The 15,383-nt window shown below is 69.2% G+C and carries 14 protein-coding genes; 11 read left to right on the top strand and 3 right to left on the bottom strand.

Annotated features, from left to right (window positions below):
- Window positions 1–2: 2 nt before the first annotated feature.
- Both ABTW65_RS10875 and ABTW65_RS10870 read left to right on the top strand, forming a co-directional pair.
- Window positions 3–1,064: a fatty acid desaturase family protein gene (locus ABTW65_RS10875; protein ID WP_350660083.1), complete on the top strand. Its 1,062-nt coding sequence runs from the start codon at window positions 3–5 to the stop codon at window positions 1,062–1,064.
- A gap of 101 nt (window positions 1,065–1,165) precedes the next feature.
- Entirely contained in the window at window positions 1,166–2,386 is a 1,221-nt protein-coding gene (locus ABTW65_RS10870) for a cation:proton antiporter (RefSeq protein WP_350660082.1), read from the top strand.
- Window positions 2,387–2,414: 28 nt separating this feature from the next.
- On the opposite strand, the gene ABTW65_RS10865 is transcribed toward ABTW65_RS10870, so the two are convergent.
- The 3 genes from ABTW65_RS10865 to ABTW65_RS10855 form a co-directional block, all read right to left on the bottom strand.
- Window positions 2,415–2,972, bottom strand: a complete 558-nt coding sequence (locus tag ABTW65_RS10865) for a hypothetical protein (RefSeq protein WP_350660081.1) — start codon at window positions 2,970–2,972, stop codon at window positions 2,415–2,417.
- 45 nt (window positions 2,973–3,017) lie between these two features.
- On the bottom strand, window positions 3,018–3,428 hold the full coding sequence (locus tag ABTW65_RS10860) for a hypothetical protein (RefSeq protein WP_350660080.1): 411 nt from the start codon (window positions 3,426–3,428) through the stop codon (window positions 3,018–3,020).
- Between the two features lie 84 nt (window positions 3,429–3,512).
- A complete protein-coding gene (locus ABTW65_RS10855; RefSeq protein WP_350660079.1) occupies window positions 3,513–4,676 on the bottom strand; it encodes a beta-1,3-glucanase family protein in 1,164 nt (387 codons plus the stop codon).
- Between the two features lie 184 nt (window positions 4,677–4,860).
- Between ABTW65_RS10855 and ABTW65_RS10850 the strand changes: the two genes are divergently transcribed.
- The 9 genes from ABTW65_RS10850 (at window position 4,861) to ABTW65_RS10810 (ending at window position 15,243) form a co-directional block, all read left to right on the top strand.
- Complete coding sequence (locus tag ABTW65_RS10850) at window positions 4,861–5,556, top strand: NAD-dependent deacylase (protein WP_350660078.1); 696 nt, start codon at window positions 4,861–4,863, stop codon at window positions 5,554–5,556.
- Window positions 5,557–5,586: 30 nt separating this feature from the next.
- Entirely contained in the window at window positions 5,587–6,303 is a 717-nt protein-coding gene (locus tag ABTW65_RS10845; RefSeq protein ID WP_350660077.1) for a hypothetical protein, read from the top strand.
- A gap of 63 nt (window positions 6,304–6,366) precedes the next feature.
- Window positions 6,367–7,560, top strand: a complete 1,194-nt coding sequence (locus ABTW65_RS10840) for a Fic family protein (protein ID WP_350660076.1) — start codon at window positions 6,367–6,369, stop codon at window positions 7,558–7,560.
- Window positions 7,561–7,603: 43 nt separating this feature from the next.
- Window positions 7,604–9,046 carry an MDR family MFS transporter gene (locus ABTW65_RS10835; protein ID WP_350660075.1) on the top strand — a complete coding sequence of 481 codons (1,443 nt, stop codon included), beginning with the start codon at window positions 7,604–7,606 and terminating at the stop codon, window positions 9,044–9,046.
- Between the two features lie 60 nt (window positions 9,047–9,106).
- On the top strand, window positions 9,107–10,255 hold the full coding sequence (locus ABTW65_RS10830; RefSeq protein ID WP_378725142.1) for an acyl-CoA dehydrogenase family protein: 1,149 nt from the start codon (window positions 9,107–9,109) through the stop codon (window positions 10,253–10,255).
- A gap of 171 nt (window positions 10,256–10,426) precedes the next feature.
- The gene (locus ABTW65_RS10825) at window positions 10,427–11,608 is read left to right on the top strand and encodes a M24 family metallopeptidase (protein ID WP_350660074.1); all 1,182 of its coding nucleotides are present in this window, start codon (window positions 10,427–10,429) and stop codon (window positions 11,606–11,608) included.
- Window positions 11,609–11,630: 22 nt separating this feature from the next.
- Complete coding sequence (locus ABTW65_RS10820) at window positions 11,631–12,839, top strand: aminotransferase-like domain-containing protein (RefSeq protein ID WP_350660073.1); 1,209 nt, start codon at window positions 11,631–11,633, stop codon at window positions 12,837–12,839.
- The gene (locus ABTW65_RS10815; protein ID WP_350660072.1) at window positions 12,836–13,996 is read left to right on the top strand and encodes a M20 family metallopeptidase; all 1,161 of its coding nucleotides are present in this window, start codon (window positions 12,836–12,838) and stop codon (window positions 13,994–13,996) included. Before ABTW65_RS10820 ends, ABTW65_RS10815 begins: the two co-directional genes overlap by 4 nt.
- Before the next feature lie 8 nt (window positions 13,997–14,004).
- Window positions 14,005–15,243: an amidohydrolase gene (locus ABTW65_RS10810; protein ID WP_350660071.1), complete on the top strand. Its 1,239-nt coding sequence runs from the start codon at window positions 14,005–14,007 to the stop codon at window positions 15,241–15,243.
- The last annotated feature ends 140 nt before the right edge of the window (window positions 15,244–15,383 follow it).

Here is a 15,383-nt window from a genome sequence, read left to right as displayed (position 1 = left end):
CGATGACCACGCTCCCGAGCCAGGCGCACCGTCAGGTCAACGCCTACACCGAGCTGATGAGTCGCGTCAGGCAGGAGGGTCTGCTGGCGCGGTCGCCGAGGACGTACGCCCGGCGTATCGCCCTCCTCGGCGCCGGCTTCGCGCTCGCGCTGATCGCCCTGCTCGCCCTCGGGCAGACCTGGTGGCAGCTGCTGGTCGCGGCGGCCTTCGGGGTCCTGTTCACCCAGACGGCGTTCCTCTCCCACGACGGCGCCCACCGTCAGATCTTCGCCTCGGGCCCGAAGAACGAATGGGCCTCCCGCGTCCTCGGCAACCTGATCGTCGGGCTGAGCTACGGCTGGTGGATGCGCAAGCACACCCGCCACCACGCCAACCCGAACAAGGTCGACGCGGACGAGGACATCCGCCCCTCGGTCCTGCTGTTCACGCCCGAGGACGTCGAGCGGCGCACAGGCTTCAAGCGGTGGCTCACCGCCCGCCAGGGCTGGCTGTTCTTTCCGCTGCTGACCCTCGAGGGCATCAACCTCCACGTCGGCGCCGTCCGCACTGTGATCGGCGACCGAGACCTCAAGCATCGGCGTACGGAGGCAGCGCTACTCGCGCTGCGGCTGATCGGCTGGCCGGTGCTGGTCTGCTCGGTTCTGGGTCTCGGCCTCGGCGCGGCGTTCCTGGGCGTGCAGCTGGCCGTCTTCGGCGTCTACATGGGCGCCAGCTTCGCCCCCAACCACAAGGGCATGCCGCTGGTCCCGCGCGACACCAGGATCGACTTCCTCTCCCGCCAGGTCCTGACCTCCCGCAACATCCGCGGCGGGCGCTGGGTCGACTGGCTCATGGGTGGCCTCAACCTGCAGATCGAGCACCACCTCTTCCCCAGCATGCCGAGCAGCAGCCTCCGCCGCGCCCAGCCGCTGGTCCGCGCCTACTGCGCCGAGCAGGGCGTCCCCTACACCGAGGCCGGCCTTCTGGAGTCGTACGCCATCGTCGTCCGCCACCTCAACCGCGTGGGCCTCGGCGACCGCGACCCCTTCGCCTGCCCGTTCGTCGTGGTCAACAGGACGGGCTGACCGTACGGCCCGACATCGCCCATCGTGGGTGAGGGGGCGGCCCCAGCGTCCAGCTACCGTGCTGACGGAGTCCAGGGCCGAATCCCAGGGAGAGGAATCGCATGCCTTCCGTTGCCGAGTCACTGCTCTGGATCTCGATCGTCGCCGTCGCGGCTCCCATTGTCGCTGGCTTGGTCCCACGCCGCCTGGTCCCGGAGGTCGTCCTTCTCCTCGGACTGGGAATGTTGATCGGGCCGTTCGGGCTCGAGTTGGCCGTCGAAGGCCCGCCCATCGAGCTGCTGAGCGAGCTCGGTCTGGGGATGCTGTTCCTTCTGGCCGGCTTCGAGATCAAACCTGCGGAGCTGATCGGGCGGGCCGGGCGACGCGCGGGTCTGACCTGGTTGACGTGTCTCGGCCTGGCGTTCGCCCTCACAGCCTTGCTGGCCGCAGCGGGGGTGGTTGATGGAGAAGTGGCCCTGGCCATCGCCCTGACGTCGACCGCCCTGGGAACCCTGCTGCCGATCCTCAAGGACTCTGGCATGACCACAGGACGGGTGGGCGAGTCGGTGCTGCGTCACGGTGCGTACGGCGAGCTCGGGCCCGTCGTGGCCATGGCTCTGCTTCTGGGCACCCGCGGCGCGACGGCATCGCTCCTGATCCTGCTGGTCTTCGCTGGGGTGGCTCTCCTGCTGACGATCCCGTCGCTTCGGCTGCGCGGTGGCAGCTCGTGGTTGCTCGTGCACATACGTCATGGGGCGGAGTCGACCAGTCAGACCCCAGTTCGGCTGACTCTCCTGCTGCTGGTCACCCTCAGCTTCGTCGCGCACGAACTCGACCTGGACATCGTGCTCGCTGCGTTCGCAGCCGGCTTCATCCTCCGGCTGGCCCTCCCCGATGGCGACGAGAGGTTCGAGGCGCGGCTCGGGGGCATCGCCTTCGGACTGCTCGTGCCGGTGTTCTTCGTGACCTCGGGAATGGCCATCGACCCACGAGCCATCGGGCGCAACCCCGGCGCCTTCGCGGCCGTGCTTGCGCTCATCCTGCTCGCCCGCGCCCTTCCCGTGTTCATCTCCAGCCGATTTCTCGGGCCGCCCCACGACCGCTTCGACACCCGCGACGGCGCCGCGGTGGCGCTCTTCGCCGCCACCGGGCTGCCCATCATCGTCGCGGTGACCTCGGTATCGGTGTCATCGGGTGAGATGTCGACCGAGAACGCCTCGGTGCTCGTGGGTGCCGGCGCCACCACCGTGCTCTTGTTGCCCATGCTTGCGACCGCGCTGTTGGGCCGCTCGCAGACTCGCGATGAGTCCCGGTCGGCAGCGGACACGCCGACCGACTCTTGAGCCGCCCCGAGAATCATGACGGCATGCCCTACGGGGCCGGATCGGCGAGCACCGCTGCCCGGACCCTCCCGTGGTCGGAGTAGTCCGTATCCGCCTCCACGGTGCCGGCGCCACCGAGCTCCCTCTCCCACGCCCGGGTGAGGGACTCGGTCTCGCCCTCCTCGCGGGCTCGCCGGTCGAAGGTGACCCGCGTGACGTACCCGTCGTCGGACCAGACCAGCACCCCGTCGACCTCGGCCTCGAAGCGGTGGCCGTCGGGCAGGACGAGGTCGACCCGGTCGCTGTTGTAGTCGCGCATCCCCGGGAACTCCTCGTTGTCCTCGGGGAGGCTGGAGAGCAGGACTGGTTCGCGCAGGTCGAGCTCGATGGTGTCGGGGTCGCGGGTGAGCTGGGAGAACACGACGAGCGTGGCGATGAACAGCACCGGCACCGCGAGCACGCCGACCCCGGACCAGGCCAGCGGCTTGGGGTTCTTCCCCGACATCCGCACCGCCCCGGCGGCCACGAGCAGGATCAGCCCGACAGCCACGAAGAACAGCAGGACAGCCCCGACGACGATGATCAGAACCGCCCCACCCGCACCCATGGCCCCAGTATCCCGGCCGTGCGGTGCTCCGCACGGCCGAACGGGCTAGGAGACGGTCGCGACGACGCAGATGGCCAGGGTGGAGAAGTAGACGACGCCGGCGAACACGGCGTGGAACCCGACCCGGAGCGGCAGCCTGCGTTTGAAGATCGAGCGGATGGCGAGCTTGTAGGCGTTGACCGTCGAGAGGTGGGCGCCGCCCATTCGCCGCGTACGCCACAGCAGCATGTTGTCGCCGAAGCTGTTGCCGATCGTGATGAGCAGGAGGGCGGCCCACGCCCAGAGGACCTGGTCGACCAGGACGTACGTCGTCCAGGAGGCGACCCCCAGGACGGAGAAGCCGACGTGGGCGAGGACCACCGGTGAACGGGCGCGGCCATGCCGGAACCAGCCCGTCAGCAGCAGGACTCCGACCGCTGCCTGGACGATCCACGCCACGAGGACGACGTACGACATGGTGCGACCGTACGGGCCCTCGTGGCGCGGTGGGCGAGCCGAGCCGGCGATCCCCGATAGAGGGGATCGCCGCCGGGACCGGCCTCAGAACGGGGTCAGCGTCACCGCCATCTCGGAGGCGTTGTCCTCGACGTACGAGGCGAAGCCGCCGACGTCGTCGAAGGCGAACCCGTAGGCCTTCCCGTCGACGGTGTTGTCGTGCATCGCCTTGCAGTACGCATGGACCGGGTCGCCCTGGTAGAAGCCGGCGGGGTCGCCGGTGGGCTGGTCGGCGGAGGCGAGCAGCGTGGTTCGGTTGAAGCCGGCGCCGAGCACCGCGGCGACCGGGCCGGTGATGCCGTCGTTGGGGGCCGCCAGCGCGCCGTCGCAGAAGAGCACGTCCCGGGTCGTGGGCCGGCTGAACGCCTTGACCCCGCCGTCGAAGACGAACTGATCGCCGCTGACCCGGCCGGTGAAGGTGGTGTTGTTCGCCTTCACGACGAGCGACTCGGAGGCGTACTTCGACCACACCTGGTCGATGTAGGAGTCGAAGTACGTCGTCGGGAACAGCCCCGCGTCCAAGCCGTGTCCCGGCGCGAGGATGCGGCGGTCGTCGACGACGAGGGACCCGAAGTCGGGGGAGCTCGAGACGGCGGAGAAGATCTTCGCGCGACCGCCCTCCTTGAGCGTGCCGGTGGTCGGCGACTCCTCGCCGGTCAGCGCGATCGATAGCGGGACGCTGAACATGTCGACCATGGTCGTGTTGCAGTAGATCCGGCCGCTCTTGTAGGTGAACTCGACGCAGTCGTGGAGCACGCCGTAGCTGGGGTCGGACTCGACCCACGCCGCCGGATAGGCGAGCGCGTTGCCCTCGTTGACCTTGAACTTCAGCTTCTCGCCGAGCGAGAAGTAGATCCGGCCCGACATGTCGGCGGGGATCTGGGAGAGCGTGTCGCCGCTGCCCGAGAACGGGATCGCGTAGTCGGCATAGCCGTCGGCGCCGTTGTCGGCGAGCGAGACGGGCACGAGCGTGCCCTCCGGCGTGACCCGGGACTGCTCGCCCGTCGCCAGGTTGGTGCCGACGATGTAGAAGTGGATGGAGGCGTTGTCGTACGCGCCGGTCCGGTTGGCGAAGCGGAGCTGGATCGTGGCCTGGGCTCCGATCCGTTGCGGGCGCATGGCTTGCGCGGCCTGCCAGCTCGTCCCGCCGAGAAGGGGGACGGCGAAGGCGGCAGAGGTGGCGGCGAGTACAGATCGTCTGGTCAGCATGGGACCTCCCGAGTGGGGAACTGTAGGAACCCGAATTACAGTAAGGGTCCTTTACAGTAAAAGTCCATACCTTCGCCGGGCGGCGTCGGGATGGCCTCGGTTCGATCACAACTACCGATCGAGTGACCAAAACAGCGGTCCGGGGGCAGCGGATGTTTCGTCAACCTCGCTAGCCTGAATCCTTGTGAAAGTTGTCGTGCTCACCGGAGCCGGGATCTCCGCCGAGAGCGGTCTCGCGACGTTCCGGGATGTCGATGGGCTCTGGCAGGGTCACCACGTCGACAACGTGGCGACGCCCGAGGCGTTCCATCGTGATCCCGCGACGGTTCATCGGTTCTACGACGACCGCCGCCGGGAGCTGCGCGCGGTGGTGCCCAACCCCGCCCACATCGCGCTGGCCAGGCTGGAGCAGGTGCTCGGCGACGAGCTGCTGGTGGTCACCCAGAACGTCGATGACCTGCACGAACGCGCCGGCTCCCGCCGGATCGTACACATGCACGGCGAGCTGCTCTCGGCCCTCTGCGACTCCTGCCAGGGCCGGTTCGCCTGGGACGACGACCTCGCCGACGCCCCCGCCTGTCCGGGGTGCGGCAACGACGCGCTGAGGCCCGACGTCGTGTGGTTCGGCGAGATGCCCTACGACCTCGACCTGATCGAGCGGGCGCTCACTCGGGCCGACCTCTTCGTCGCCATCGGCACCAGCGGCGCGGTCTATCCGGCCGCAGGTTTCGTACGCATGGCCGCCCGCTCCGGAGCCAAGACGCTCGAGCTCAACCTGGACGCGTCCGAGACCTCGCACCTCTTCGACGACGCCCGTCAGGGGCCCGCCGGCAAGCTGGTGCCTGAGTGGGTTGCCGACGTTCAGGCCCTCGCGCGTTGACCCTTTCGTAATTTCTGTCACGATAGGCCGGTGTTTCGCCAAGCCGTGCTCACGACCGCCCTCATCGTCGCGCTGACCAGCGCTCTCGCCGGCTGTGGTGAAGGGGAGGGATCGCTGTCCCAGGCGCGTGACTACGCGAAGGAGCCCGGCAACCAGATCGCCGAGGACGCCCGCGCCGCGATGGGCGACATCAAGACCGTGCATGTCGAGGGGGACGTGCTCGACTCGGAGAGCACCAAGATCACCGTCGACCTCGACGTCTCCGCCGACGACGCGTGCGTCGGCAAGGTCAGCATCGGCGACGGCCGGATCTCGCTGCGCTCCATCGACGGCTCGGCTTGGTATCAGGGCGACGAGGAGTTCTGGAAGGCGATCGCGCCGGCCAAGGGCGAGGGCGAGCGCATCGCCAAGCGGGTCGGCAAGAAGTGGGTCAAGCTCGAGGGCGAGCTGGCCAGTCTGCGTGCCTTCTGCAGCATCGACAGTCTCACCGCCCAGATGGTTCCGGCCGAGGCCGAGGCCCAGGCGATCGGTCCGGCGATGGCCGCCGACGGCCCCGCCGTCCGTCTCGATGTCACCCACGGCGAGACCGAGAGCCGGACGTACGTCCAGGCCTCGGAGCCCCACCGGATCGTGAAGTGGACCCAGGGCAGCTCCGGCGAGCTCACCTTCTCCGACTTCGACAAGGAGTTCCAGGTCGAGGAGCCCCCTGCCGACGAGGTCTTCGACCTCGCCGAGCTGGAGAAGTGAGAACGTCCCTGGAGTTATTCTCACTTTTCAGGAAAAAGTGAGAATAACGCGTACGCTCTTCTCATGAGCAAGCACGACGCGGCGCTGATTCCAGCGGCTGAGCGCGTCGTCGTGCCGTGGCGCCAGAGCGTCAAAGGCGGCACCATCGATGACCGTCGGTTGGCAGAGGTGACGGTCAGCATCCCCGCGCGCATCGCCGGCGTCAGCCTGAGTGTCCCGCCTGGAGTGGCCGCCGAGTGCGATGAGGCCGTTCGAGCGATCGCGTCGCTGGACGCCACCCATGGCCCTCAGCTTCGCCCGCTGGCGACGATGCTCCTGCGTGCCGAGTCGATCGCGTCGTCGAAAATCGAGCACGAGATCGCCTCGGTCGAGGACTATGTCCGTGCTCTGCATGGCGCCAAGTCGAACTCATCTGCGCTCTCGATGGTCCGTGCCACCGGGGCTCTGGATCGGCTCGTCTCCGGCCCGCTCGATCTCGACACGCTCCTGGACGCGCATCGACGACTCATGCGTGACGATCCCATCGATGGGCCGTACGCCGGGCGTTGGCGTGACATGCAGAACTGGATCGGAGGCAGTGACCACTCGCCCCGGGGTGCGATCTACGTGCCTCCGCCACCGGACCGTGTCCCCGACCTGATGGGTGATCTGGTCGATTTCGCGACCCGCGACGACATCGCGGTGATTCCGCAGGCCGCGATCGCGCACGCGCAGCTGGAGGCGATTCATCCGTTCACCGACGGCAACGGCCGCATCGGTCGGGCGCTTGCCGCGGCAGTCGTGCGTCGTCGCGGCATTTCGCGTGCGGTGACGGTTCCGGTTGCTTCCGCACTGGCGGCTCGTCGTGGTGCCTACTTCCAGGCTCTGAACGACTTCCATGCGGGCGACACAGTGCCCATCATCAGCCTCATCGCGACCGCATCGACGGTCGCCGCTGAGGAGTCGAAGGTGACGGCGTCCCGGCTGGCTGAGCTGCCGAACGACTGGCGTGAGCGGGTGAAGCCGAGCAAGGCCAGTGCGGCCGAGTCGCTGTTGGACAAGCTGGCGGCGGAGCCCGTGGTCACCACCGAGGACGTCGAGGACGATCTGGGCCTCTCCGTTGCGACGACACATCGGGTCATCGACCGCCTCCGTGGTGCTGGAATCATCCGCCCGCTCACCAACCGCACCCGCAACCAGGTGTGGGGCGCTGGCGACATCCTCGATGAGCTCGCCGACCTGGACGTACGCATCGCGGCCCGCGCGCGGGAGGAATGACTCCCCAGGAATGAATGGGCAGTCGTGAGGCTTGCTAACCAATGTGTCCACTTCGATCAGGCCCACCCGCAGCTCGGTAGGACTTCGTAGCGAACGCGGACCGATCCTGCTCGCCGTGATGGTGTCGCTCAGCCTGGTCGCGATCGACATGACGATCCTGGCGACGGCGGTACCGAGCGTGGTGAAGGACCTCGGCGGCTTCGAGCAGTTCCCGTGGCTCTTCTCGATCTACGTGCTGGCCACCGCGGTGACCACGCCGCTGTACGCCAAGGTCGCCGACCGGCTCGGGCGCAAGCCGGTGATGATCGCCGGGATCGTGGCGTTCCTGGTCGGGTCGTTGCTGTGCGGGCTGGCATGGTCGCTGACCGCGCTGATCGTCTTCCGGGCGATCCAGGGGATCGGTGCCGGGGCGATCCAGCCGATGGCGATGACGATCGTCTCCGACATCTACACGCTGGAGGAGCGCGCGGTCGCGACGTCGTACGTCGCCTCGGTCTGGGCCACCGCCGCCATCGTCGGGCCGACGCTCGGCGGCCTCTTCGCCGACTACCTCGACTGGCGGCTGATCTTCCTGATCAACCTGCCCGTCGGAGCGGTCGCGCTTTGGCTGCTGCGGCACTTCCGCGAGGACCGTCGGCCGGCCGCCGTCGATCGCGCCATCGACTGGTCCGGTGCCGGACTGTTGACGATCGGCGGGATCGCGCTGCTGCTCGGCCTGCTCGAGGGCGGGCACGCCTGGGCGTGGGCCTCCTGGCCGTCCTACCTGATCTTCGCGGTCGGCATCGCGGCCCTGGTCGCCTTCGGGTTCGTCGAGCGCCGTGCCGCCGACCCGGTGCTGCCGCCGTGGGTCCTCAGCCACCGCGTCCTCGTGCCGGCCAACGCCGCCAGCCTGATCGTCGGCGTGGTGATGCTCGGGCTGACGACGTACGTCCCGCTCTACGCCCAGAGCGTGCTCGGTCACTCGGCGCTGGTGGCCGGGTTCGCGCTCGCCGGGATGAGCATCGGCTGGCCGATCGCGGCCGCCACGGCCGGCCGGATCTACCTCTCGAAGGGGTTCCGGACCGCGGTCGCGCTAGGCGCGCTGCTGGTCATCGTCGGCGGGCTGGTGCTGATCACGGTCGGCGAGAGCTCGTCGATCTGGCACCTGGCCATCCCGTGCTTCGTACTCGGCCTCGGCTTCGGCTGGTCGGTCAACCCGGGCGTCGTCGCCGCCGGGTCGGCGGTCGACTGGGAGGTGCGCGGGGTGGCGACCGGGTCCAACATGTTCGCCCGCTCGGTCGGCTCGGCGCTGGGCGTCGCGCTCTTCGGTGCGGTCGCGAACGGGCTGGTCAGGCGTGAGTACGCCGGGGGAGAGGTGCCCCCGCTCGAGGCCCTGCCTGCCGACGTCCTCGCGCCGGCGCTGCACGTCGTCTTCGTCGTCGGCCTGGTCGTCTCGCTTCCGCTGCTGGTGGTGGCGTGGCGTACGCCGGTCCGGATCCACGGGTGACTCTGCCGGTTTTGAAACGGTGGTTACCACTGAGTAACTACTGCGCGTAGACTCCGACGCATGCTGAAGCGCGACCACTATGAGGAAGACCACGAGGACTTCCGAGCCTCCGTCCAGCAGTGGCTGGAGCGTTCGGTCAAGCCCCACACCGACAAGCACATCGCCGACAAGGCGCTGCCCCGCGAGTTCTGGCTCGAAGCCGGTGAGAACGGCTTCCTCGGTCTCGCGATCCCGGAGGAGTACGGCGGCGCCGGCGCCGACGACTTCCGTTTCAACGCGGTCCTCGCCGAGGAGCTCGCCAAGATCGGCGCGGCCTACCCGACCTGCGTCGGCATCCACTCCGACATCACCGCTCCCTACCTCGTCCGCCTCGGCACCGAGGAGCAGAAGCAGCGCTGGCTCCCGGGCGTGGCCTCCGGTGAGATCCTGCTCGCCATCGGCATGACCGAGCCGTCCGGCGGCTCCGACCTGGCCGCGCTGAAGACCACCGCGGTCCGCGACGGCGACGAGTGGGTCATCAACGGCTCCAAGACCTTCATCACCAACGGCTACTCCTGCGACCTGGTCATCACCGCGGTCCGCACCGACCCGGAGAAGGGCGCCAAGGGCATCACCCTCTTCGCCATCGAGGCGACCAAGGAGGGCTTCTCGCGCGGCCGCAAGCTCGACAAGGTCGGCATGGAGGAGTCCGACACCGCCGAGCTCTTCTTCGAGAACGTACGTGTCACCGACGCCGAGGTCATCGGCGAGCTCAACCGCGGCTTCATCCACATGATGGAGGAGCTCCCGCAGGAGCGCGTCTCGTGTGCGGTCGCCAACGTCGCGCAGGCCAAGCAGATCCTGCTCGAGACCGTGCAGTACGCCAAGGACCGCAAGGCCTTCGGCCAGTCCATCGGCGCCTTCCAGCACAACAAGTTCCTGCTCGCCGAGCTGGTCACCCAGATCGAGGTCGCCGAGGCGTACGTCGACAAGTGCGTCGCCGCGCACGCCCGCGGGGAACTCACCCCGGTCGAGGCGTCCAAGGCCAAGTGGTGGTCCTCGCAGGCGCAGTCCGAGGTGCTCGACCACTGCGTCCAGATCCACGGCGGCTACGGCTTCATGAACGAGTACCGCGTCGCTCGCGCCTGGCGCGACGCCCGCGTCACCAAGATCTGGGCCGGCTCCAACGAGATCATGAAGGAGCTCATCGGCCGCGACCTCGGCTTCTGAGTTTCTCTACTCGTACGTCCCTGACGGGCGTCCACCTCCGGGTGGGCGCCTGTCGGCGTATTTCTCGGTGTTTCGGTGACGCTACGACCGTTCGAAATCTTCGGGTTGTCTATTGTCAACAATCAGCGGGCTCCGTCACGATGATCGGGTGGTGGGAACGGTGTTGGTTTGGTGAGCGTCTTCGGCCCCGAGGAGTTCGCGGAGCGGCTGGAGAAGGTGCAGCAGCGGATGGCGGAGCGGGGCTGGTCGGCGCTGGTGGTCGCGGATCCGGCGAACCTCTACTACCTGACCGGCTACAACGCCTGGTCGTTCTACGTGCCGCAGTGCGCGGTCGTGCCGGCGGCGGGGGAGCCACACCTGTTCCTGCGGGCGATGGACGCGCACGGAGCGACGCACACGGCGGTGCTGCCGAAGGAGCGGATCCACGCCTATCCGGAGGAGCTGGTCCACCGGCCCGATGTCCATCCCTACGACCACATCGCCGCGCGGGCGCGGGAGCTAAATCTATTTGTCGACAGTCCTGACGCCGTCGTCGCGATGGAGCTCGACGCCCATTATCTGCCGGTACGCGGATTCCTGGCGGTGCAGCGGGCCATCCCGCGCACGCGGATCGTCGACAGCGGGGAGCTGGTCAACTGGGTACGCCTGGTGAAGTCGGCGGCCGAGCAGGACGAGATGAGAGCCGCCGGCGCGGTCGCCCAGCGAGCGATGACCGCGGCGCTGGAAGGGGTGCGGTCGGGGCGGCGCGAGTGCGACGTCGTCGCCGACATCCAGGCGGCGCAGACGGTCAGCGTCGGCGGGGTCGGTGGTGACTACCCGGCGCTGGTGCCGCTGCTGCCGACCGGCGTCAGTGCCGACACACCCCACCTGACCTGGACCGACAGGGTCCTGCGACGCGGTGAGGCGACGACGATCGAGCTGGCCGGCGTACGCAATCGCTACCACGCCCCGCTCGCCCGGACCGTCTGCCTCGGGCCGCCGTCGGCCAAGCTCCTCGACTGCGCCGGCGCGACCGCCGAGGGCATGGAGGCAGCGCTCGGCTCGATGAAGCCGGGGGCGGCCGGTGCTGACGTACATGCCGCCTTCACCCGGGTGATCGCCGCCCACGGGCTGAGCAAGGACTCCCGGATCGGCTACTCGATCGGGATCGGCTTCCCGCCCGACTGGGGCGAGCGGACCGTCAGCCTCCGGGACGGCGAGGAGACGGTTCTCGAGCCCGGGATGGCCTTTCATGTGATCCTCGGGATGTGGATGGACGGCTGGGCCTATGAGCTCTCCGAGTCGGTCCTGGTCACCGAGCACCTGCCCGAGCCGCTGACCTCGATGCCTCGTCAGCTGATCGTCAACGAGTAGTCCACCAAGGAGGAAGTGTCGAATGTCGACAATCCGCACGGACATCCGGCTGCCCCTGGCAGCACGCACCGAGCACCTCGTGGGTTCGGTGATCGACTCCAGTACGTCGCTGCTGGCCGGGCAGACCCACGACATCGTCCGCCTCGCCATGGGCAGTCCGGCCCAGGACGCGATCCCGGCCGCCGCGCTGGCCGCGGTCCCGCTGGAGCCGCACGCCTTCGACTACGCCGCCACAGAGGGCGACCCGGCGCTGCGGGAGGCGCTGCTGGCCCAGCTGGCCGGCACCAGCGACGAGACCACCTCCGACCGGCTGACCATCACCTCCGGCGGGATGCAGGGTCTCGACCTCGTCCACAAGCTCTTCACCGACCCCGGCGACATGGTCGTCGTCGAGGCGCCGACCTACACCAACGGCAGCGCGACCGCCCTCTCCTACTCGGCCGAGCTCCTCGAGATCCCGGTCGACGAGGAGGGCCTCGACGTGGAGCGGTTGGAGGCAGAGGTACGCCGCACCGGCAGCCGTCCGAAGTCGATCTACGCCATCCCGACTTTCCAGAACCCGTCGGGGGCGACCCTGTCGCTGGAGCGCCGGATCCGGCTCATCGAGCTCGCTCGCGAGTGGGGCTCGATCCTCATCGACGACGACCCCTACGGGTTGCTGCGGTTCGCCGGTGACCCGCTGCCGACGCTGCACGAGCTTGCCGACGGTGACCCGCTGGTCTTCTCGGTGCGCACCTTCTCCAAGACCGTCGCGCCGGGGCTGCGGGTGGGCTGGGTCGACGCCGACCCGTCGCTGGGACAGCTGCTGATCAACGCCAAGCAGGCGATGGACACCTGCACCAACCTGCCGGCGCAGTGTCAGCTCGCCGGGTTCCTCGACTCGGGTGGGTTCGACGCCCACGTGGCCGATCAGCGGATTGTCTACAAGGAGCGCAAGGAGGCGATGCGCGCGGCGTTGACCAAGCACTTCGACGGCCGGGCCACCTGGACCGACCCCGACGGCGGCTTCTTCCTCTGGGTCACCTTCGATCCGCCGGTCGACACCACCGCACTGTTCGAGGTCGCCCTCGCCGAGGGCGTCGCGCTGATCCCGGGCAACGCGTTCTCGCCCGGCGGGCTCTTCCCGCACGCGATGCGCCTCTGCTTCGCCTCCACCCCGCCCGACCGGATCGCCGAGGGCATCGCCCGGCTGCGGAGGGCGGTCGACCGCCTCGTCGAGGAGGGGCGGTGACGTCAGTCGATGCCGACGAGGTCGTCGCGCTCGCCCAGCGGCTGGTGCGCGCCCGCGGTCAGAACCCGCCGGACTCGGAGGCCGCGACGGTCGCGGTGCTCGCCGAGGAGTGCCGCCGGCGCGGGCTCGAGGTGGTTCTCGACGAGGTCGCGCCCGGCCGCGCGAACCTGATCGCGCGGGTAGGCGAAGGTCCCGGGCCGGGGCTCCTGATCGTGAGCCACTCCGACGTGGTGCCGGCGGGAGAGGGTTGGAGCGGCGACCCGTTCTCCGGAGACGTACGCGACGGGCGGCTGCACGGACGAGGCAGCGCGGACACCAAGGGCGGCCTGGCGGCGGCGATCGTCGCATTGTCCACAGTCGACAACACCGCCGACCAGCCACCGATCACCCTCGCTGTCCTCGTCGATGAGGAGGAGCTCGGCCTCGGCATCCGCCACTTCGTCCGCGGACTCTCGGCGGACGACCACACCGCCTGCCTGGTCGTCGAGCCGACCAGCCTGCAGCCGGTGATCGCGGCACGCGGCGACGCCTACCTGGAGATCACCCTCACCGGCCGGGCCGCCCACTCCGGCAACCCTGCCGACGGCCGCAACGCCATCCATGGCATGGCCCAGGTGATCGCCGAGATCGAGCGCTGGCACGACGAGCTGGCCGCGGGCCCGCACCCGCTGTGCGGTCCGGCGACCTGGAGCGTCGGCACGATCGAGGGCGGCCAGGCGACCTCGACGGTCGCCGCACACTGCCGGATCACCGCGGACCGCCGCCTGCTCCCGGGCGAGTCCGCGAGCGACGTACGGAAGGAGGTCGAGAGACGCCTAGCGGCCCTCGACCTCGCCGGCCGCGGCCTCGCTGTCGAGATCCGGATGACCATGGACATGCCCGGCTTCGAGACCCCGGTCGACGATCCGATTGTCGACAACGTCGCCGCCGCGCTGGCCGCAGCCGGCGCACCCTCACCCGCCCCGACCGGCTGGACCGCCGCGTGCGACGGCGGCTTCGTCGCGAGCACGGGCATCCCGGTCGTCGTGCTCGGCCCGGGCTCCGTCGCCGAGCAGGCCCACCGCCCCGACGAGAGCGTCGCGGTCGCGGAGCTGGTGACCGCCGCCCACACCTACGCCGCCCTTTTCCGAAGCGTCGGTCACCCGAGCCCGGCATGATGACGGCCATGACTCAGCGTTCCTCTGTCGCCATCACCCATGCGTACGTGGTCCCCGTCTCGGCCGAGCCGATCGAGAACGGCACTGTCCTGATCGAGGACGGGGTAATCACGGCCGTGGGCACTGACGTCGCCATCCCCGACGGCATCGAAACCATCGACGCGGAAGGGAAGTGGCTGCTCCCGGGGTTCGTCGAGGGACACGGCCACATCGGCACCCACGAGCAGGGCGAGGGCTGGGCCGGCGACGACACCAACGAGATGACCGACCCCGACGGCGCGGGCCTGCGGGCGATCGACGCGATCAACATCGAGGACGAGGGCTTCCGCGACGCCCTCGCCGGCGGCGTCACCACGGCGGTGATCAAGCCCGGGTCCGGCAACCCGATCGGCGGCCAGACGGTCGCGATCAAGACCTGGGGCGGGCGGACCATCGACGAGCAGGTCGTCTCCGACTCGGTCTCGGTCAAGAGCGCCCTCGGCGAGAACCCCAAGCGCGTCTACGGCGACCAGAACAAGACCCCCTCGACCCGCCTCGGCGTCGCCAACATCATCAGGAAAGCCTTCGTCGAGGCCCAGAACTACGCCGCCAAGAGGGCAGCCGCCGAGGAGAAGGGCGAGCCGTTCGACCGCGACCTCGGCAAGGAGACCCTCGCCCGCGTCCTCGCCGGCGAGCTCGCCTGGGACCAGCACACCCACCGTGCCGACGACATCGCCACCGCCATCCGGCTGAGCGAGGAGTTCGGCTACCGCCTCGTGGTCAACCACGGCACCGAGGGCCACCTGCTCGCCGATGTGCTCGCCGAGAAGGACATCCCGGTCATCTACGGCCCGATGTTCGTGAGCCGCTCGAAGGTGGAGGTACGCAACCGCGCCAACCGCAACATCGCTGCCATGGCCGCCGCGGGCGTGCGGGTCGCGATCACCACCGACCACCCGGTCATCCCGATCAACTTCCTGGTCCACCAGGCCTCCTTCGCCGTACGCGACGGCCTCCCGCGCGACACGGCCCTGGCCGCGATCACCACGAACCCGGCGAGCTTCCTGGGTCTCGACGACCGCGTCGGCGCGATCGCGCCCGGCCTCGACGGGGACGTGGTCATCTGGTCCGGGGACCCCCTCGACACCGACCATCGCGCAGAGCGCGTCTTCATCACCGGGACCGAGGTCTACAGCTGGGACAGCGAAGTCGACGCGGGCCGCGGCGGCGGGCGGACCCGCGAGCGTGTAGAGCGGTTCGGGATCTGACCGTGCGCAACGAACCTCGAACCGCTGACGTACCCATGGGTATGACCCCCACCAAGATCAGCACAGACGACAGCAAGCGAAAGATCCGCCCCGCGGCGTACCTTCTGCCCGTTCTGGCGCTGACGCTGGCACCTGCGTTG

It is taken from the genome of Nocardioides sp. NPDC127503 (genome assembly GCF_040302165.1).
Lineage (GTDB): Bacteria > Actinomycetota > Actinomycetes > Propionibacteriales > Nocardioidaceae > Nocardioides.
Note: the sequence above shows the minus strand (reverse complement) of the source record. Positions and strands in the feature narration are given on the sequence as shown.